The 19359-nt window shown below is 75.8% G+C and carries 14 protein-coding genes and 2 pseudogenes; 15 read left to right on the forward strand and 1 reads right to left on the reverse strand.

What is annotated here, in order from left to right; all coding sequences use genetic code 11:
• The first annotated feature begins 94 nt into the window (after positions 1–94).
• The 5 genes from ACUJ8O_RS07570 (at position 95) to ACUJ8O_RS07590 (ending at position 8538) form a co-directional block, all read left to right on the forward strand.
• Positions 95–553, forward strand: coding sequence for a 23S rRNA (pseudouridine(1915)-N(3))-methyltransferase RlmH (locus tag ACUJ8O_RS07570; RefSeq protein WP_174232859.1), 459 nt, complete (start codon positions 95–97; stop codon positions 551–553).
• Positions 550–5604 (forward strand): ATP-dependent helicase, encoded by a 5055-nt coding sequence (locus tag ACUJ8O_RS07575; RefSeq protein ID WP_078025451.1) that lies wholly within the window; start codon positions 550–552, stop codon positions 5602–5604. Before ACUJ8O_RS07570 ends, ACUJ8O_RS07575 begins: the two co-directional genes overlap by 4 nt.
• Positions 5605–5741: 137 nt before the next feature.
• Positions 5742–6254 carry a VOC family protein gene (locus ACUJ8O_RS07580; protein WP_069941965.1) on the forward strand — a complete coding sequence of 171 codons (513 nt, stop codon included), beginning with the start codon at positions 5742–5744 and terminating at the stop codon, positions 6252–6254.
• Positions 6255–6268: 14 nt separating this feature from the next.
• Positions 6269–7210, forward strand: a complete 942-nt coding sequence (locus ACUJ8O_RS07585; protein ID WP_445373284.1) for a DNA-formamidopyrimidine glycosylase family protein — start codon at positions 6269–6271, stop codon at positions 7208–7210.
• A 77-nt stretch (positions 7211–7287) separates the two neighbouring features.
• Positions 7288–8538: a glucose-1-phosphate adenylyltransferase family protein gene (locus ACUJ8O_RS07590; RefSeq protein WP_445373285.1), complete on the forward strand. Its 1251-nt coding sequence runs from the start codon at positions 7288–7290 to the stop codon at positions 8536–8538.
• Here the strand turns inward: ACUJ8O_RS07590 and ACUJ8O_RS07595 are convergent.
• Positions 8528–9790, reverse strand: a complete 1263-nt coding sequence (locus tag ACUJ8O_RS07595; protein ID WP_020627988.1) for a PucR family transcriptional regulator — start codon at positions 9788–9790, stop codon at positions 8528–8530. The genes ACUJ8O_RS07590 and ACUJ8O_RS07595 overlap by 11 nt on opposite strands.
• Positions 9791–9967: 177 nt before the next feature.
• On the opposite strand from ACUJ8O_RS07595, the gene ACUJ8O_RS07600 reads away from it, so the two are divergent.
• From ACUJ8O_RS07600 to ACUJ8O_RS07645, 10 genes and pseudogenes are all read left to right on the forward strand, one after another.
• Positions 9968–11170: an acyl-CoA dehydrogenase family protein gene (locus tag ACUJ8O_RS07600; protein ID WP_036316076.1), complete on the forward strand. Its 1203-nt coding sequence runs from the start codon at positions 9968–9970 to the stop codon at positions 11168–11170.
• Between the two features lie 46 nt (positions 11171–11216).
• The gene (locus ACUJ8O_RS07605; RefSeq protein WP_020625412.1) at positions 11217–12431 is read left to right on the forward strand and encodes an acetyl-CoA C-acetyltransferase; all 1215 of its coding nucleotides are present in this window, start codon (positions 11217–11219) and stop codon (positions 12429–12431) included.
• A 55-nt stretch (positions 12432–12486) separates the two neighbouring features.
• Entirely contained in the window at positions 12487–13242 is a 756-nt protein-coding gene (fabG, locus tag ACUJ8O_RS07610) for a 3-oxoacyl-ACP reductase FabG (RefSeq protein WP_020625413.1), read from the forward strand.
• Positions 13243–13263: 21 nt separating this feature from the next.
• Entirely contained in the window at positions 13264–13731 is a 468-nt protein-coding gene (locus ACUJ8O_RS07615) for a MaoC family dehydratase (protein WP_020625414.1), read from the forward strand.
• Positions 13728–14204, forward strand: a pseudogene (locus tag ACUJ8O_RS07620) (AMP-binding protein); the annotation flags it as partial. The gene ACUJ8O_RS07615 and the pseudogene ACUJ8O_RS07620, both read left to right, overlap by 4 nt.
• Before the next feature lie 73 nt (positions 14205–14277).
• Positions 14278–14844, forward strand: a pseudogene (locus ACUJ8O_RS07625) (AMP-binding protein); the annotation flags it as partial.
• A 69-nt stretch (positions 14845–14913) separates the two neighbouring features.
• Positions 14914–15303, forward strand: a complete 390-nt coding sequence (locus ACUJ8O_RS07630; RefSeq protein WP_228070618.1) for an AMP-binding enzyme — start codon at positions 14914–14916, stop codon at positions 15301–15303.
• 56 nt (positions 15304–15359) lie between these two features.
• Positions 15360–16409: a pseudouridine synthase gene (locus tag ACUJ8O_RS07635; protein ID WP_129867180.1), complete on the forward strand. Its 1050-nt coding sequence runs from the start codon at positions 15360–15362 to the stop codon at positions 16407–16409.
• Positions 16406–17011: a DedA family protein gene (locus tag ACUJ8O_RS07640; protein ID WP_445373286.1), complete on the forward strand. Its 606-nt coding sequence runs from the start codon at positions 16406–16408 to the stop codon at positions 17009–17011. The genes ACUJ8O_RS07635 and ACUJ8O_RS07640 overlap by 4 nt, the downstream gene beginning before the upstream one ends.
• Before the next feature lie 2 nt (positions 17012–17013).
• Positions 17014–19350 carry a hypothetical protein gene (locus ACUJ8O_RS07645; protein ID WP_445373287.1) on the forward strand — a complete coding sequence of 779 codons (2337 nt, stop codon included), beginning with the start codon at positions 17014–17016 and terminating at the stop codon, positions 19348–19350.
• Positions 19351–19359 lie beyond the last annotated feature (9 nt).

Genomic DNA, 19359 nt, shown 5'->3' on the forward strand with positions numbered 1-19359 from the left:
CGGTGCGGAGCCAGGCACCCCGCCCCGGCGAGCGTAACCGAGCGGCGGGGGCCGACCCCCGTACCGTGTCCGCGGCCGGTGCGATCATGGGGCCATGTCTGTTCGGGTGCTGGCCATCGGCAAGAAGCATGAGGCGTGGGTCGTCGACGGGATCGACCGCTACGAGCGGCGCCTCAAGAAGCCCTACGACCTCTCGTGGCGTCTGCTGCCGCACTCCGCGCGGCAGGAGGAGGCGGCGCGCACGGAGGAGTCGGACCGGATCCTGGGCGCGGTCGGCGCGGACGAGCACCTGATCCTGCTGGACGAGCGGGGGACGGCGTTCGACTCGCCGGGTCTGGCGCGGCACCTGCAGAGCCGGTTCGACGTCGGCGCCCCGGTGACGATGGTGATCGGAGGCGCGTACGGGGTGGACGCCCGGGTCCACGCCCGCGCGGACCGCGTCTGGTCCCTGTCCCCGCTCGTCTTCCCGCACCAGCTCGTGCGGCTGATCCTGGCGGAGCAGGTCTACCGGGCCCAGGAGATCTCCGCCGGCCGACCGTACCACCACGCATGAGCGGGCCCGCGGAGAGCGCAGCGGGCACGGCCACGCCCGCGGCCGACGTCGTCCTGGGCCGGTTCACCGAACCCACGCGCGCCTGGTTCACGGGCGCGTTCGAGACCCCGACGCCGGCCCAGCTCGGCGCGTGGGACGCGATCTCCTCGGGGCGGCACGCCCTGGTGATCGCGCCGACCGGCTCGGGCAAGACCCTCTCCTCCTTCCTCTGGGCGCTCGACTCGTTCGTGCGCGAGCCCGCCGCCGAGGGGACGGCGGCCACCCGCGTCCTCTACGTCTCGCCGCTGAAGGCGCTCGGCGTGGACGTGGAGCGGAACCTGCGGGCCCCGCTGGTGGGCATCACGCAGACCGCCGCGCACCAGGGCAGGCCGGTGCCACGCGTCCGGGTGGGCGTGCGCTCCGGGGACACCCCGGCGGCCGAGCGGCGGCGCCTGCAGCAGGATCCGCCGGACATCCTCATCACCACGCCTGAGTCGCTGTACCTCATGCTCACCTCGCAGGCCCGCGCGGCGCTGACCGGGGTCCGCACGGTGATCGTGGACGAAGTGCACGCCGTCGCCGGGACCAAGCGCGGCGCCCACCTGGCCGTCTCCCTCGAGCGCCTGGACGCCCTGCTGGACGCGCCCGTGCAGCGGATCGGCCTGTCCGCCACGGTCGAGCCGGCCGCCGAGGTGGCCCGGTTCCTCGGCGGCACGCAGCCGGTGACGGTGGTGCGGCCCGCCTCGGCCAAGCGCTGGGACCTGACGGTCACGGTGCCGGTGCCGGACCTGACGGACCTCTCCTCCCCCGCCGCAGCCCACGACCTGGGACCCGGCTCCTCGACGGGCGGGCTCGGCGACGAGGGCGCGGTGACGGGCGGGTCCATCTGGCCGCACGTCGAGGAGCGGATCGTGGACCTGGTGGCCGAGCGGCGTTCCACGCTCGTGTTCGCCAACTCCCGGCGCCTGGCCGAGCGCCTCACCGGCCGGCTCAACGAGATCTGGGAGGCCCGCGCCGAGGCGGCCGCCGCGGCCGAGCACCCGGACGCCGTCCCCGGCTTCCGCACACCGGACCCGACCGGCTTCCACGGCCCCGCCCAGGTGGCCGGGCAGACCGGCACGGGATCGGGCACCGTCTCCGACTTCGCCCGCGCCCACCACGGCTCCGTGTCCAAGGAGCAGCGCGCCATCGTCGAGGAGGCGCTGAAGACCGGCCAGATCCGCTGCGTCGTGGCCACGAGCTCGCTCGAGCTGGGCATCGACATGGGCGCGGTGGACCAGGTGATCCAGGTGGAGTCGCCGCCCTCGGTGGCCTCCGGTCTGCAGCGCGTGGGCCGCGCCGGCCACCAGGTGGGCGAGGTCTCCCGGGGCGTGTTCTTCCCCAAGCACCGGGGCGACCTCGTGGACACCGCCGTCGTGGCCGAGCGCATGACGGCCGGGCGCATCGAGTCGCTGCGGATCCCCGCCAACCCGCTGGACATCCTCGCCCAGCAGACCGTGGCCGCCGTCGCCGTCGCGGACCTGGACGCACAGGAGTGGTTCGACCTCGTGCGCCGGTCCGCGCCGTTCGCGACGCTGCCGTTCTCCGCCTACGAGTCCGTGCTCGACCTGCTGGCCGGCCGCTACCCCTCGGACGAGTTCGCCGAGCTGCGCCCGCGCATCCTGTGGGACCGGGAGAACGGCACGCTCGCCGCCCGCCCCGGCGCCCAGCGCCTCGCGGTCACCTCGGGCGGCACCATCCCGGACCGCGGCCTGTTCGGGGTGTTCCTGGCCTCCGACGGCGGCGCGGACGGCACCCCCGGCGGCGCGGCGGCCGGGGACACGGCCGAGTCGGCGGGCACCGCGTCCGCGGGCTCGGCCCGCTCCGGCGGGCGCCGGGTCGGCGAGCTCGACGAGGAGATGGTCTACGAGTCCCGCGTGGGGGACGTCATCCTGCTGGGCGCCACGAGCTGGCGCATCGTGGACATCACCGCGGACCGCGTCCTGGTGCTGCCCGCCTACGGGCAGCCCGGCAAGCTCCCGTTCTGGCGGGGCGACGCCGCGGGCCGGCCGGCGGAGCTGGGCGACGCCGTCGGGCGCTTCCGCCGCGAGCTGGACGCGGACCCCGAGGCCGGCCGCACCCGCCTGGGGGCCGCGGGCCTGGACCCGTGGGCGCAGGACAACCTGCTGGCCTACCTGAAGGACCAGCGCGAGGCCACCGGGGTGCTGCCCACCGAGCAGACGCTCGTGGTGGAGCGGTTCACGGACGAGCTCGGCGACTGGCGCGTGGTGCTGCACTCCCCCTACGGCATGGCGGTGCACGCCCCGTGGGCGCTCGCGGTGGGAGCGCGGCTGGCGCAGCGGTACGGGCTGGAGACCGGCTCGGGCGCGGCGATGGCGGCCGACGACGGGATCGTGCTGCGCATCCCGCTGATGGACGCGGAGCCGCCGGGCGCGGAGCTGTTCGAGTTCACGGCCGAGGAGCTGGACGAGATCGTCACGGCGGAGGTCGGCGGGTCCGCGCTGTTCGCCGCCCGGTTCCGGGAGAACGCGGCCCGGTCCCTGCTGCTGCCGCGCCGTGACCCCGGGCGGCGGACCCCCCTGTGGCAGCAGCGGCAGCGGTCCGCGCAGCTGCTGGACGTGGCACGGAAGCACCCGCGGTTCCCCGTGATCCTGGAGACCGTGCGCGAGGTGCTCCAGGACGTCTACGACCTCCCTGCGCTCAAGGAGCTCGCGGGGCGGGTGTCCTCACGGGCCGTCCGGCTCGTGGAGGTCACGACGACTGCACCCTCGCCGTTCAGCCAGTCCATCCTGTTCGGCTACATCGCCCAGTTCATCTACGAGGGCGACTCCCCGCTGGCCGAGCGCCGCGCCGCCGCGCTCTCCCTCGACCCCGCGCTGCTGTCCGAGCTGCTGGGCACGGAGGAGCTGCGCGAGCTGCTCGACGCCGAGGTCATCGCGGAGGTCGAGGCCCAGCTGCAGCGGCTCGCGCCCGACCGGCGCGCCCGCGGGGTCGAGGGCGTGGCGGACCTGCTGCGCCTGCTGGGGCCGCTGTCCGTGGCCGAGGCCGCGCGGCGCACACGGGCCGAGGGGGAGGCGGAGGAGGCCGCGGACGAGGCCGCCGTCGCCGGGATGCTGGCGGAGCTCGAGCGCGCCGGCCGCGCGTTCCGCCTGCGCCAGGACGGGGTCGAGCGGTTCGCCGCCGTCGAGGACGCCGCCCGCCTGCGGGACGCGCTCGGCACGCCGATCCCGCACGGAGTGCCCACCGCATTCCTCGACCCGGTCGACGACCCGCTCGGGGACCTCGTGGGCCGCTACGCCCGCACCCACGGCCCCTTCACCGCCGCCGAGGCGGGGGCCGCGCTGGGGCTGGGGGGCGCCGTCGTGCTCTCGGTGCTGCAGCGTCTGGCCACCGAGCGCCGCGTGAGCACGGGCGCGTTCCGGCCGGAGGGCACCCCCGGGGCCGCCAGCCTGGACGCCGAGTGGTGCGACGCCGAGGTGCTGCGGCGGATCCGCATGCGCTCCCTCGCCGCGCTGCGCGCCGAGGTCGAGCCGGTGGACCAGGCCGCCTACGCCCGGTTCCTCGCCGACTGGCAGCACCTGCGGCCGCGGACGGGGCGCGACGGGGCCTGGCGGCCGCCGGCCACGCTCGAGGGCGTGGACGGGGTGGCCACCGTCCTGGACCAGCTGGCCGGCACGCCCCTGCCCGCGAGCGCGTGGGAGTCCCTGGTGCTGCCCGCCCGCGTGCGGGACTACGCCCCCGCCCTGCTCGACGAGCTGCTGGCCACGGGCGAGTACGTGTGGTCGGGCGTCGGGGAGGCCACCGGCAACGACGGCTGGGTGGCCCTGCACCCCGCCGACGCCGTGGACCTCACGCTGCGCCTGCCCGAGCCCGCCGAGGAGACGCCCGCCGACGCCGCCCTGCGCGCGGCCGTGCTCGAGGTGCTCGCCGGCGGCGGGGCCTGGTTCTTCCCCCAGCTCGTGGAGCGGGTGCGGGCGGTGCAGGCGGCGGCCGGCGACGGCGGCACGGGGACTGCGGGCGGGACGGGCGGGCCCGACCCGCACCGCGACCCGGCCGACCTGGCCCGCGGCCCCGCGGTGCTGGCCGCGCTGTGGGGCCTGGTGTGGGACGGCCGGGTCGGCAACGACACGTTCGCCCCCGTCCGCGGCCTGCTCTCGCTCGGCAAGACCGCGCACCGCACCGGCCGGCAGACGCCGCGGGCCCGCACCGCGCGGACGGGCGGGGCCGCGGGGGCGGCGGCCGGGCGCGGGCTCGGCGGGCGGCTGGCCGGGGTGCGCGGGCGTGGCCGGTACGCGGGGCTCACCTCGTCCGAGGGCGGCGCCCGGGGCACGGCCGGTCTCACGGCGGGGACCGTCGGGCTCTCGGCCGCCGAGCAGGCCCGCTCGGCCGGCCGCTGGTCCCTGCTGCCGGCCGCCGAGCAGGATCCCACGATCCGCGCCCACGCCACCGCCGAGCTGCTGCTGGACCGGTACGGCGTGATCACGCGCGGCTCCGTGGTGGCCGAGGAGGTCCCCGGCGGGTTCGCGGGGCAGTACCGGCTGCTCACCCGGATGGAGGACGCGGGCCAGGTGCGCCGCGGCCACTTCGTCGACGGGCTGGGCGGCGCGCAGTTCTCCACCGGCGCGGTGGTGGACCGGCTGCGCGGGTTCCAGCGGGACGAGGAGGACGCCGCCGTCGACACCGCCCCGCTCGCCCTCGCCCTGGCCGCGACGGATCCGGCGAACCCCTACGGCGCCGCGCTGGACTGGCCGTCCGTGCCGGCCGGGCCGGACGGCGTCGTGCCCACGGGCCACCGCCCGGGCCGGAAGGCGGGCGCCGTCGTCGTGCTGATCGCGGGGCGGCTGGCCCTCTACATGGAGCGTGGCGGGCGCACGCTGCTCGCGTTCACGGAGGAATCGGGCGAGCTGCGGGCCGCGGCGGAGGCGCTCGTGTGGGCGCTGCGCACCGGCCACACCGAGCGGTTGAGCCTGGAGAAGGTCAACGGCGGGCCCGTGCTCGGCACGCCGCTGGCCGAGGCGCTGCTGGCCGCGGGGTTCTACTCGAGCCCATCGGGCATTCGGTTCCGGAACTGAGAACCCACGCCCGTCCGCCCGTCCGCAACGCGGGTTGAGTTGTCGCGGGTCCCGCCGTCGAACACCCGCGACAACTCAACCCGCGTTGCCCGGGGTGGCCCTGTCGCGGAGGCGGGGCCCGGGGGTAGGTTCGGCCCATGAGCATCGACGCCGCCCCGCCCGAGGACGTGGGCACCGCCCCCACGGGCACGTCCCCCGCCCCCGAGGCCCTGGAGGACTCCCTGCCGCACCCCTCGGACCCTTCCGTCACCCCGTTCCTCCTGTTCGAGGGTGACGCCGGTGCGGCCATGGACGCCTACCTCACCGCGTTCGTGGAGCACCTGCCGGTCACCGAGGTCCGCCGCGACCTCTTCGACGAATCCTCCCCGCGCGGCGCCGCTTGGGCGGGCAAGGTCCTGCACGGCGAGCTCGAGATCGCCGGCCAGCGGCTGCGCTTCTTCGACTCCTTCACCCCGCACGGGTTCACGTTCACCCCGGCCATCAGCCTGTTCGTCGAGCTGCCGGACGCCACCGCGGTGGACGCCATCCACGACGCGCTCCTCGCCGGCGGCGGCCGTGACTGCATGCCGCCCGACGACGACGGCTTCTCCCGCCGCTTCGCATGGGTCGGGGACCGCTTCGGCGTGACCTGGCAGCTCAACGCGGCCTGAGCCGGTGACGGCCCGTGCCTGAAGGCGACTCCCTCGTCCGCGTCGCGCACCGGCTCCGCCCCGTGCTCGAGGGCCGGGTCCTGACGCACGCGGATCTGCGCGTGCCCCGCCACGCCACCGCGGACCTGACCGGCTGGACGGTGGCCGAGGTCCTGCCGCGCGCCAAGTACCTGCTGATGCGGCTGACCCCGCCCACGGCCCGCCCCGGGGCCCGTCCGCTCACCCTGATCTCGCACCTGAAGATGGAGGGCCGCTGGCTCGTCTCGGCCATCGACGCCCGGTGGGGCGCCCCCGCCTGGCAGGTGCGGGCGGTGCTGGAGACGGCGGAGCACCGCGTGCTCGGCGCCCAGCTGGGCCTGCTCACCCTCGTGCCCACCGCCGACGAGGCCACCGTCCTCGGCCACCTCGGCCCCGACCTGCTGGACCCGGCCTGGGACACGCCCGACGACGGCGCCGCGCTGCTCGCCGAGGGCGTGCGGCGGCTCACGGCCCGGCCCGAGCGGCCGGTCGGCCTGGCCCTGCTCGACCAGCGGCTCGTCTCCGGGATCGGCAACATCTACCGCTGCGAGACCCTCCTGCTGGCCGGCATCGACCCGCACCGGCCGATCGGCGAGGTCGAGGACGTCGCCGGACTCGTGCTGCTCGCCCGGGACCTGCTGCGCGCCAACGTCCCGCCCGCCGCCCCCGCCGCGGGCGCCCGGCGCCGGACCACGGGCGTGCGTCCGAACCCGGCGCGACCCTTCGGGGTCGAGGTGCTGGTCCCGGCCGGTCCGTCACCCGGCACGGCACCCGGCCGGACGCCCGGCGCGCGCGGCGGCGGGGCGCCGTCGTACTGGGTCTACGGGCACGACCGCGCCCCGTGCCTGCGCTGCCGCGGCCCGGTCCGCCAGGAGGACTACGGCTCCCCCGAGGACGACGCGCGGCGGCTGTGGTGGTGCCCGCACTGCCAGCGCTGAGCCGGACGCACCCGAACGGTGGCCACGTGTCGTCCCCGCTCCCTACGCTGAACCCGCCCCCGACCCGAGGAGAAGTCATGGCCGACCCGTTCCCCACGGACCCGGAGGGTGCCGTCGTCGCGCTCGTGCTGGCCGGCGGCACCGGCGGCCGCCTCATGCCGCTCACCGCGGCCCGCGCCAAGCCGATGGTGCCGCTGGCGGGCCAGTACCGGCTGATCGACGTCGTCCTGTCCAACCTGGCCCACTCGCGCCTGCGGGACGTGTGGGTCGTGGAGCAGTACCGCCCCTTCACGCTCAACCAGCACCTGGCCGGCGGCCGGCCGTGGGATCTCGACGGCACCCGCCACGGCCTGCGGCTCCTGCCCCCCGCGCAGGGCCGCGCCGAGGAGGGCTTCGCCCGCGGCAACGGCCACGCGATCGCCCAGCAGCTGCCGCTGCTGGAGCAGTTCGGCGCCGAGACCGTCGTGGTGCTCTCCGCGGACCACCTGTACCAGCTGGACCTGCGCCCCGTGCTGGCCGAGCACGCCCGCTCCGGCGCCGAGCTCACCGTGGTCACCACCGAGACGGACGAGGACCCCTCGCGCTTCGGCGTCGTGCGGGTGGACGACGACGGCGCCGTGACCGACTACGCCTACAAGCCGGAGGACCCGGCGGGCACACTCGTGGCCACCGAGGTGTTCGTGTTCGACGTCGCCGCGCTCTCCGAGGTGGTCGGCGACCTCGTGGCGGGCGAGGACGAGGCGGCCACCAAGGACGAGGGCGAGACCGATGAGGACGGCGACCCCGTGGGCTCCTCCCTCGGCGACTACGGGGAGAGCATCATCCCGGCGTTCGTGGCGCGGGGACGCGTGCGGGAGCACCGCCTCGTCGGGTACTGGCGGGACATCGGCACCCTGGACGCGTACGTCCGCGCCCACCGGGAGATCCTCGACGGCACCGGCCTGGACGTCGCTGCCGAAGGCTGGCCGCTGCTGACCAATCCGCACGCCGCTCCGCCGGCCTGGGTCGCCCCCGAGGCGACCGTCACCGGCTCCCTGCTCAGCCCCGGCTGCCGGATCGCGGGCGAGGTGACCGACTCGGTCGTGGGCCCCAGCGTGGTGGTCGAGGCCGGCGCCGTGGTGCGCGGGAGCATCCTGCTGGGCGAGTGCACGGTGCCCTCGGGCGCGGTGCTGGACACGGTGATCGCCGACGTCGGCGCCGCCATCCCGGCCGAGGGCGCCACGGGGCGCGCGGAGCCGGCCGACGAGGTCGTGGTCCTCGAGCCGGGCGAGCGCGGGCCCGCCTCCTCGGACGAGACCACCGGTTCGGGCGCCCCCGTCAGGGACTGATCGGCCGCGCCCTCCGGACCGGCCCGCCGGCCCGGTCTGCGGCGAGCACGGCCAGCTCCAGCATCAGGCGTCCCCGCGGGTCCTGCAGGCTGCACCCCGTCAGCTCCACCAGGCGCTTGGTGCGGTAGATGACGGTGTTGCGGTGGCAGATCAGGTCCTCCGCGGCGAGGGTCGCGGAGCCCGAGCGGCGCAGCAGCGCCCGCAGGGTCTCCATCAGAGTGGCGCGCTGGTCCGCGGGCAGCGCCCGGAGCGGTCCCAGCACCTCCTCCACCAGCAGCGCGGCGACCTCCGGGCTGGACTCCAGCAGCACCTCCGGCAGCCGATGGGAGGCCCAGGCGAGCCGCCGCTCGCCCGGCGGGAGCGTGTGCGCCGCCCGCGTCGCCAGCCGGAACGCCGCCGCCGTCTCGGGGATCCCCTGCCGGGCCCAGGCCACTCCCACCTGGCCCTCGACCAGCGGGCCCAGCGCCTCCGTGAGCCATTCCTCGTCCGTCGAGGGAGGCTCGACGACACCGTAGAGCGCCCCCTCGCGCACAGCCCAGCGGGACGTCGCCCCGAGTCGCCCCATGCGGTCCTCGGGGTGATGGAGCACGTCGCTCCCCGGGTCCTCGGCGAGGGCGACGACGCAGGCGAGGGGGGCGGTCGCCCGGACGCCCAGGATCTCCTCGGCCTGCTCCGCGTAGACGGGGTCCGCGCCCTTCCCCTCCAGCAGCCCGGCCAGGCAGTCCTCCTGACGGCGCAGGTCGCGCAGGGTGAGGCGCGCGGTCTCCCGCCGGTAGGCGGCGCTGAGGACCTCGCCCGTGACGCTCAGGTCCTCCCACAGCCGGCGCCCCGCCTCGAGGAGCTCCTCGGTCGTGATGTCGAGCCTGCCCTCGCGGACCCGCCGTCCCAGCTCCTCCCAGAGCAGCCGGTTGCCCGAGGTGTAGGTGGAGATCACGGTCTCCAGGGGCACCCCCTGGCGGGCGCGCTCGACGCCGGTGGCCCGCCACGTGTCGACCAGGCGCCCTCCCGCGCCCTCCCCGGAGGGCACGCCGGCCAGGCCCCGCAGGCCCCGACGGACGTGCTCCCGCGTGCTACGACGCAGCCTGGCCCGCAGCTCCGGCGTGGACCACGCCCCGCCCTGGTCGCCGCCCAGCGTGGCGGCGGCGATCTCGTCGGCGATCCGGTCGGCGTCCTCCAGCAGCGCCGACCAGGCCTCCCGCAGACGGCGCTCCGCGTCCCCGGACTCCTCGGGGACCCCTGCCTCCTGCACCATGCCGTCCTCCTCGCCGCCCCCGCCGGCGGCGTCCGGCCGGGCGGGACTCGTGTCCTGGCTGCACAACCGACTCTGTGCTCCGTGCCCATAGTGCCACTGTGGCGCCGGTCATACGGTGGGCGGAGACCTCGTCCGCACCCGGACCCATCCCACCCGAGCCCCCCCAGAGGAGCCGACATGAGCGAGACCCGCTCGGGCGTCCTGCCCGACCACGACATCTACCTCCTCGACGACGAGCTGACGGAGGAGCAGCGCGAGGTGCGCGACCGCGTCCGCGCGTTCGTCGACGCCGAGCTCATGCCCGTCATCAACGACTACTGGGAGCGCGCCGAGTTCCCGTTCGAGCTCGTGCCCAAGCTGGCGGAGCTGAACGTGGCGGGCACCGTCATCGAGGGGTACGGCTGCCCCGGCATGAGCCGCATGGCCGGAGCCCTGGTGTCGATGGAGCTGGCCCGCGGGGACGGATCCTTCAACACCTTCTTCGGGGTGCACTCCGGGCTGGCGATGGGCTCGATCAACGCTTTCGGCTCGGACGAGCAGAAGGAGCGCTGGCTGCCCCGGATGGCCCGGATGGAGATGATCGGCGCCTTCGCGCTCACCGAGCCCGACCACGGGTCCGACTCGGTGGCCCTCGAGACCACCGCCCGCCGAGAGGGCGACACCTGGGTGCTCGACGGCGCGAAGCGCTGGATCGGCAACGCCTCCTACGCCCACGTCATCGTCATCTACGCCCGCGACGTGGCCGACGGCCAGGTGAAGGCGTTCGTGCTGGAGCGGGAGCCGGACACGGAGTTCCCCGCCGGCTTCGAGCCGACCGTGATCACCGGCAAGATCGGCAAGCGCGCGATCCTCCAGCCGGACATCGTGATCTCCGGCCTGCGCATCCCCGAGGCGGACCGGCTCCCCGGTTGCTCCTCCTTCAAGGACGTCAACCGCGTCCTGAGCACGACCCGCGGCGGCGTGGCCGTCGAGACGCTCGGCCACGCCGTCGCCGCGTACGAGGCCGCCGTCGCCTACGCCGGGCAGCGCGTCCAGTTCGGCAAGCCGATCGCCGGCCACCAGCTGGTCCAGGGGCAGCTGGCCACCATGCTGGCCGACGTCACCAACATCAAGCTCACGTGCTTCCGCCTCCTGGAGCTGCAGGACCAGGGTCGCCTGACCGGCCCGATGGCCTCGCTCGCGAAGATGTCGGCCGCGCGCCAGGCCCGCCGGGTGACCTCCATGGCCCGGGACATCCTGGGAGGGAACGGGCTGCTGCTGGAGAACCACGTCGCCCGCCATCTGACGGACATGGAGGTCGTCTACACTTACGAGGGCACCGACTCCATGCAGTCGCTGATCGTCGGCCGCGCCATCACCGGCGTGTCGGCCTTCGCCTGAGACCTCCCCGCCCTCTCCCCGCCCCCCTTCCCGAAGGAGCACCACCATGCCTGAAGCCGTCATCGTCTCCGCCGTCCGCTCCCCCATCGGCCGCGCCCGCAAGGGGTCCCTCCGCGACCTGCGCGCCGACGACATGGCCGCCCAGATGGTCACCGCCGCCCTGGACCGGGTCCCCGAGCTGGACCGCGCCGAGGTCGAGGACCTCATCCTGGGCTGCGGCGCCCCCGGCGGGGAGCAGGGCGGCAACCTCGGCCGCGTGGTCGCGGTCTTGGCCGGCCTGCCCTCCGTGCCCGGCACCACCATCACCCGCTTCTGCTCATCCAGCCTGCAGTCCACCCGCATGGCGTTCCACGCCATCCGCGCCGGGGAGGGGGACGTGTTCGTCTCCGCCGGCGTCGAGTCGGCCAGCCGGCTGGACCGCGGCGCCTCCGACGAGGACACCCGCAACCCGGCGTTCCGCTCCGCGTGGGAGCGCTCGGCCCGCCGGGCCGAGGGCGACGCCCCCGTGTGGACGGACCCCGCCGAGGAGGGCGAGCTGCCGGACGTCTACATCGCCATGGGCCAGACGGCTGAGAACGTGGCGCAGCTGCGTGGCGTCTCCCGCCAGGCCCAGGACGAGTACGCCGTGCGCTCCCAGCAGCTCACGGAGAAGTCCCAGGCCTCCGGCTTCTGGGACCGGGAGATCTCCCCGCTCGTCCTGCCCGACGGCATCCGGGTCACCCGGGACGACAGCCCGCGCGCGGGCACCACGCTCGAGGCCGTTTCCCAGCTGAACCCCGTCTTCCGGCCCGACGGCACCGTCACCGCCGGCAACGCCTGCCCCCTCAACGACGGCGCCGCGGCGCTCGTCGTCATGAGCGACACTCGCGCCGCCGAGCTGGGGCTGACCCCGCTCGCCCGGATCGTGTCCACGGGCCTCTCCGCCCTCTCTCCCGAGATCATGGGCCTGGGCCCCGTGGAGGCGTCCCGGCAGGCGCTGGCGCGGGCCGGGATGAGCATCGACGACGTCGACCTCGTGGAGATCAACGAGGCGTTCGCGGCGCAGGTGCTCCCCTCCGCCGAGGACCTGGGGATCCCCCTGGACAAGCTCAACGTCAACGGCGGGGCAATCGCGCTGGGCCATCCCTGGGGTATGACCGGAGCCCGGATCACCGCCACCCTGCTGAACTCGCTGCGCGAGCACGACAAGCACATCGGCCTCGAGACCATGTGCGTCGGCGGCGGCCAGGGCATGGCGATGGTCATCGAGCGCCTGTCCTGAGTCCTTCCCGCCCCGTCCGCACCCGCACCCGCACCGACCCTCCCGGAGGAACCCCATGACCGAGCCCCGCATCGCCGTCGTCACCGGAGCCGCGCGCGGCATCGGCGCCGCCCTGGCCCGACGCATGGCGGAGGACGGCTTCGCCGTCGCCGCCGTCGACCTCTCGGCCGAGGCGTGCGCCGACGTCGTCGGGCAGATCGAGGAGGCCGGCGGGACGGCCCGCGCCTTCGCCGCCGACGTCGCCCGGGAGGAGTCGGTCGCCCAGGTGATGGACGCCGTCGTCGCCGAGCTGGGTGCGCCCGCCGTGCTGATCAACAACGCGGGCGTGCTCCGGGACAACCTGCTGTTCAAGATGAGCGCCCAGGACTGGGACACGGTGATGGACGTGCACCTGCGCGGGCACTTCCTCATGACCCGCGCCGCCCAGCGCCATATGACGGAGCAGGGGTGGGGGCGGATCGTGAACATCTCCTCCACGTCCGCGCTGGGCAACCGGGGGCAGGCGAACTACGCCGCGGCCAAGGCCGGGATCCAGGGCTTCACCAAGTCCGTCGCTATCGAGCTGGGCCGCTTCGGGATCACGGTGAACGCCATCGCGCCGGGCCTGATCGAGACGGACATGACCCGGGCCACCGCCGAGCGGATCGGCGTCCCCTACGAGACGTACGTGGCCAAGGCGGCGGAGCAGATCCCCGTCGCCCGCACCGGCACCCCCGAGGACATCGCCGCCGCGGCCTCCTTCTTCGCCCGCCAGGAGGCCTCCTTCATCTCGGGCCAGGTCCTCTACGTGGCCGGCGGACCCAAGGCCTGAGCCCCCCACGAGGAGAACGCCATGCAGACCTTCGACGGACTGGACGAGTTCGAGCGGGCCGTGGGCACCCACCTGGGCCACAGCCGCTGGCGCACCGTCACCCAGGAGCAGGTGGACCTGTTCGCGGACACGACCGACGACCACCAGTGGATCCACGTGGACCCCGAGCGGGCGGCCCGGGGACCCTTCGGCTCGACGGTCGCCCACGGCTTCCTCACCCTCGCGCTGCTGCCCTCGATGGTGCGGGAGATCTACCGGGTGGAGGGGATGGCCATGGTCGTCAACTACGGATCGGACCGGGTCCGCTTCCCCCATCCGACCCCCGTCGGCGCGCGCATCCGCGCCGGCGCCGAGCTCACCCGCCTGGACCGCGGCCCCCAGGGGGCGCTGGCCATGGTGACCACCACCGTGGAGATCGAGGGAGTGGCGAAGCCGGCCTGCGTGTCGGACTCGCTCTTCCTCCTCCGCCCGGGAAAGGACGCGTCATGACGTTCAACATCTCCGTGCTCCTGCGCGAGAGCGCCGCCGAGCACCCGGACCGCCCCTGCGTGATCCTGGGCGACCGTGCCTGGATCTACGCGGAGGTGGACGCCGCCGCCGACCTGGTGGCCGCGAACCTCAGCGGGCTGGGCCTGGCCCCGGGCACCTCGGTGGCGGTGCAGCTCCCGGACATCCCGCAGTTCCTGTTCGCCTACTTCGGCCTCGTCCGTGCCGGCTTCGTCATGGTCCCCCTCAACCCCCTGCTGACGCCGCGCGAGATCGCCCATCACCTGTCCGACTCGGACACGGCCGTGCTCATCACCGTGGATACGGCGGCCGAGGCGGCGGTCAAGGGCGCGGCCCAGGCGGGCGGGTCCGACGGCGGTCCGACGGTGTACGTGGTCTCCACGGGCGCCGGGGAGCGGCCCGCGGGGACCCGGGACTTCGCGGAGCTGCTGGCCCCCGGCCCCTCGGTGGACATGGCCCCCACCCAGGCCGACGACACCGCGGTGATCATCTACACGAGCGGCACGACCGGCCCCCCCCAAAGGCGCCGAGCTCACCCACTTCGGCATCTACATGAACACGACGGTCTCCGGCGCGCGCATCCCGATCCGGCCCGACGACGTGGTCCTGGCCGTGCTGCCCTTCTTCCACGTGTACGGGCTCACGAGCGTGCTGAACATCTGCGTCCGCCACGCCTGCACCATGGTCCTGCTCCCCCGCTTCGACGCCGCCGCCGCGCTCGACCTGGTGGAGCGCCACGGGATCACCCGCATCTCCGCCGTGCCGACCATGCTGATCGGCATGGTGGAGGACCCCGACACCGGGCGGGACCTCTCGTCCGTGAGCCAGGTGGTCTCCGGAGGCTCGGCCCTGCCCCAGGAGGTGCTGCGGCGCTTCGAGGCGAAGTTCCCGCGGGCGACCATCCTGGAGGGGTACGGCCTCTCCGAGTCGACCAGCTCGGTGGCGGTGAACGTCTCCCGGGAGGAGCGCCGCGTCATGTCCATCGGCAAGCCGCTGTGGGGCACCGAGTGCCGCGTGGTGGACGCGGAGGGACACCTGCTCGGCCCCGGGGAGGACCAGGTGGGGGAGCTGCTCTTCCGCGGCCCCACCATCATGAAGGGCTACTACCGCAACCCCGAGGCCACGGCGGCCACCCTCGTGGACGGGTGGCTGCGCACCGGGGACATGGGGTACCGGGACGAGGACGGGTTCATCTACGTGGTGGACCGCAAGAAGGAGCTCATCCTCCGCGGCGGGTACAACGTGTACCCCCGCGAGGTGGAGGAGGTCATCGCCACGCACCCGGCGGTCTCCGAGGTGGCCGTGGTGGGGCGTCCGCACCCCTCCCTCGGCAGCGAGGTGGTGGCGGTCGTGAGCACCCGGCCGGGCATGAGCGTGACCCCGGCGGGGGTCATCGAGCACGCCAAGGTCTCCCTGGCGGCGTACAAGTACCCGCGCGAGGTGGTCGTGGTGGACAGCCTCCCCAAGACCGCCACCGGCAAGATCCGCAAGCGGGACCTGGCGACCACGCTGGCCGAGCCGGCCTCCCCCGAGTCGCACTCCGCGACGCCGTAGCCGCCCGCGACGACGGCCGCGCTTCCCTGTCCTCCCCTCCTGGGAGAATCGGGAACGTGGCCGTCCCCTCCCCCCTTCCCCTGCGTAACGGCGTCAACGCGACCCGCCTGCGCCTGCCCGCCTCCGGACCCTGGGCGTCCGTCCAGGAGTACGTCCTGGACCGCTTCGGCCACGTGGACCCGGACGGCATCCGGCGGCGCTTCGCCTCCGGGCAGGTCGTGGCCGCGGACGGCGCCCCCATCCCGGCGGACACGCCGCTCGGCGTGCACGACGACCTCTGGTACTACCGGGACGTCCCCGACGAGGCCCCGCTGCCCGTGACGCACACGCTCCTGCACCGCGACGAGCACCTCGTGGTCATCCACAAGCCGCACTTCCTGCCCACCACCCCGGGCGGCCGCTTCGTCCAGGAGACCGCGCTGGTGCGGCTGCGCAACGAGCTCGGCCTCGATGACCTCGTGCCCCTGCACCGGCTCGACCGGGCGACGGCCGGCGTCGTGATGTTCTCCGCGAACCCGGCCACCCGCGGCGCCTACCACCTGCTCTTCGAGCGGCGGGCCGTGGCCAAGACCTACGAGGCCGTGGTGCTCCTGCCGGAGGCCCCCGACGACGGCGCCCGTCGCCCCGGCGCCCCGGCGGACCCCGTCCTGGGGCGGTTCCCGCTGACCGTGCGCAGCCGGATCCGCAAGGACAAGGGGATCCTGCGCTCCGTGGTGGAGGAGATCCCGCCGGCCGCCTCGGGACGCCGGGCGGGCGCGCCGGTGCGGACCCGGCGGTCGAACCGGCCCCACGCCGGGGCGAACGCCGAGTCCCGGGTGGAGCTGCTGGGCGTCGGCGTCTCCGCCGGGACGCTGGCGGGGCGGCGCGTGGCGCACCTGCGGCTCACCCCGCGCACGGGGCGCACCCACCAGCTGCGCATCCACCTGGCCGCCCTGGGCCTGGGCATCGCGTTCGACCCGTTCTACCCGGACCTGCTCGACCTCGCCCCGGACGACGTCACACGGCCCCTGCAGCTGCTCTCCCGGTCGCTGCGCTTCACGGACCCGGTGACGGGCGAGGAGCGGGAGTTCACCTCCCCCGCCGAGCTGCAGGAGCGACCGCGGTGACAGGCGGGGACCCGGCCGCCCTGATGGACGCGCTCGGAGCGTGGTTCCACCCGCTCACCGCGCTCCTCGTGGCCCTGGACGCCCCGATCCCGCCCGTCCCGTCGGAGGTGGTGGTCATCGGCTCGGGGGCGCTCGCAGCCGAGGGCCGGGTCTCCCCCGTGGCCGCGGTGCTGGCGGCGTGGCTGGGCTGCTGGGCCGGGGACGTCGGCCTCTACGCGCTGTTCCGCCACGGCCTCGCCCACCGCCTGGACCGCTGGGCGTGGTGGCGGCGGATCCACCGGGGGATCCGGGCTCTGCTGGTGCGGGTGGGGCCGGCGGGCAGCCTGGCGGGGCTGTCCGTGCTGCGGTTCGTCTCGGGCGGGCGGACGGCGTCGATGGCGGCGGCCGGGCTCGGCGGGATCCGCTGGCCCGTGTTCCTGTGGCTGTCCGGGGCGGGCTCGCTCGCGTGGTCCTCGTCCATGGTGGGGCTCGGCTGGATCACCGGCCGGGCCACCGGCCTGCCGTGGTGGGCGTCCGCGGTGGTCGGCATGGTGTTCGGTACCCTTGCAGGGTTGATGATCGCGGGGATCATGGCCCACCGTCGCCGGGGCCGGAAGGGGTGAGCATGCAGGACGCGTCCTCCGAGTCCCGCGCCGCCCTCGAGCGCCTCCGGGACGCCTCGGCGCCCCGTCCCGACGACGACGCGACGCGTGCTCCCGCCGCGCGCCCTCGCCGCGCCCTGGCCGCGCCCGGGGAGATCTCCCGCCGCGATCTGCGCCGTCACGAGCGCGCCCTGCGCTCGGGCCGACCCGAGACCGCCGCCGAGCGCCGCGTGCGCGAGGACCGCCGCGCGGATGTGCACCGCGCCATGGACCGTCTGCGCACCCCGGGCGCTCCCGCCCAGCAGCGCCCACGCCGCGACCTCAGCGAGATCCTGGACCGCCTCGGCAGCCCGGACCTCGCCCGTTTCACCGACCCGCTCGTCGGTACGGTCGAGCGCATCCTCCCCGCCCCGGGCCGGGACCCGGAGAAGGCCGCGGAGGCCGCACGCCGCCGCGCTGCGGCCGAGGAGCGCCGGCGGGCCCGCCTGCGAGCCGGCCGGGAGCGCGCCGCCGAGGCCGCCCGTCGCCGGGCCGCCGAGCATGAGCGGGTCGCCGCCGAGGCCGCCGCCGCCGCACAGGCCCGCGACGCCGCCCGGGCCCGCGACGCCGCCGCCCTCCAGGCCCGCCTCGACGAGGAGGCCCGCCGGGCCCAGGCCGCGCGGGTGGCCCGCCGCCGCCGCGAGGAGGAGAAGCAGCGCCGTCGGCGTGAAGCCGAGCGGCGCCGTCGGGTGGCGGCCGAGGAGAAGGCCCGTGCCGCCGCCGAGGCGGACGCCCGCCGCCAGGAGCGGGAGGAACGGCGCCGCCGGGAGGCGGAGGTCGCCGCCGAGCGCGCCCGCGTGCAGGCGGAGCGGAGGGCCCGCGAGGAGGCCGCGCTCGCCGAGCGGGAGCGGCTCCGGCTCGAGGCGGAGGCGGAGGCGGAGCGCCGTCGGCAGGCGGCCGAGGCCGAACGCCGTCGCCTCGAGGCCGAACGCGTCGAGGCCGAGCGGCGCCGTCGGGCCGAGGAGGCCGAGCGGCGCCGTCGCGAGGCGGAGGAGGCTGCCCGCCGCGAGGCCGAGCGACGTCGTCGCCAGGCCGCACGCGTCCGCGCCCACACCGTGCTGCACGCCGAACGCGCCCTCGCCCAGGCCCGGCTCCTCGAGGACCGCGCCCGGGAGGCCGAGCGCCGTGCGGCGGAGGACGCCGCCCGCCGCCGTCGCGAGCACGAGGAGCGGGAGTCCCGCGCGCTCGCCCGGGCCGCGCGCGAACTCGAGGGCCCCGAGGTCTTCCCGGCCGCCGCCGACCGTCCGCTGCTGTCCGACCCGGAGGAGCGGCTCACCGACGAGGAGCTGTTCGCCCGGGCCCGGGTGGCCCTGCCCGAGTGGCGGCGGCGGCAGCGGCTCTCCACGAAGGCGCAGGCCGTCCGGGCCGAGGCCATCGCCCTCTCCCCGGCGGGGCCGGTCACGGGCGCCCTGCCCCTGATCCCCGGCTACACCCCCGCCCCGCCCGAGGGGCCGGCCGGCTCACCGACCGCTGCGGACCGACGCGGCCAGACGCTGCTGACCGTCGTGTGGGCGTTGTTCGTGCTCTCCAGTGCGTGGGGCCTGGGTCTGGCCGGCCGCGTCCCGGGGCTCGGCGCGCTCGACGCCGGCGCCTACCCGCTCACCGCCGACGGCCGACACGGCCCCGGCGCGAGCGTGTTCGGGCTGTCCCCGCTGCACCCGGCGATCTGGCCGGTGCTGTGGCTGCTGACCGGGATGTACGTGCTCCGGCAGTGGGGACGGGGCCAGGGGGCGTCGCCGCGGCACCGCCGCATCCGGGGCGCGGTCGCGGGGACCCTGCTGGTGCTGGCACTGTGGTTCCCCCTGGCCGTCCTGGCCCCCGGGGGCTTCGACGTCGTCCCGTGGCTGCTCGCCCTGGTCCTCATGCTCCGTGTGGTCCGGCGGCTCGGCGCCCGCCCGGCGGCCCGCCGCGTCGCACGGGTGGCCGAGGACGGCGCGCTCGGCGTGCTGCTGGGCACCCTCCTCGCCGGCGCACCCACCGCGGTGGGCGCCGCCCTCCACGCCTGGGGTGTGCATGTCGACTGGTTCCCGACCGAGCTGTTCGCCCTGCTGGTGCTGGTGGCCCTGCTGCTGGCGGCCCTGCGCCTCGTGCTCGGGGGGCGCGGCCGCATGGGTGTGGCCCTGGGCATGGCCTGGACCCTGCTCTGCCTCGCCCTGCCCCGCCTGCTGCCCAGCCCGCTCGGGGCGCAGCAGAGCGTGTGGGTGGGTCTCGCGGCCGCCTTCGGGGCGCTGCTGCTGGTCACCGCCGCGGCCGTGCGCCGCTCCTGGGCCCGCCAGATCGAGCGCGACGCCGCCCGCCGGCCGCACCCGGCCGGCGCCTGAGCCCGGCCC

The organism is Micrococcus sp. EWR3.9.1, assembly GCF_052615555.1.

Coding starts and splice junctions, on each gene's coding strand:
- ACUJ8O_RS07570 (WP_174232859.1), top strand. CDS start 95: ATGTCTGTTCGGGTGCTGGCCATCGGCAAGAAGCATGAGGCGTGGGTC.
- ACUJ8O_RS07590 (WP_445373285.1), top strand. CDS start 7,288: ATGGCCGACCCGTTCCCCACGGACCCGGAGGGTGCCGTCGTCGCGCTC.
- ACUJ8O_RS07630 (WP_228070618.1), top strand. CDS start 14,914: ATGGGGTACCGGGACGAGGACGGGTTCATCTACGTGGTGGACCGCAAG.
- ACUJ8O_RS07605 (WP_020625412.1), top strand. CDS start 11,217: ATGCCTGAAGCCGTCATCGTCTCCGCCGTCCGCTCCCCCATCGGCCGC.
- fabG (WP_020625413.1), top strand. CDS start 12,487: ATGACCGAGCCCCGCATCGCCGTCGTCACCGGAGCCGCGCGCGGCATC.
- ACUJ8O_RS07580 (WP_069941965.1), top strand. CDS start 5,742: ATGAGCATCGACGCCGCCCCGCCCGAGGACGTGGGCACCGCCCCCACG.
- ACUJ8O_RS07645 (WP_445373287.1), top strand. CDS start 17,014: ATGCAGGACGCGTCCTCCGAGTCCCGCGCCGCCCTCGAGCGCCTCCGG.
- ACUJ8O_RS07600 (WP_036316076.1), top strand. CDS start 9,968: ATGAGCGAGACCCGCTCGGGCGTCCTGCCCGACCACGACATCTACCTC.
- ACUJ8O_RS07595 (WP_020627988.1), bottom strand. CDS start 9,790: ATGGTGCAGGAGGCAGGGGTCCCCGAGGAGTCCGGGGACGCGGAGCGC.
- ACUJ8O_RS07575 (WP_078025451.1), top strand. CDS start 550: ATGAGCGGGCCCGCGGAGAGCGCAGCGGGCACGGCCACGCCCGCGGCC.
- ACUJ8O_RS07615 (WP_020625414.1), top strand. CDS start 13,264: ATGCAGACCTTCGACGGACTGGACGAGTTCGAGCGGGCCGTGGGCACC.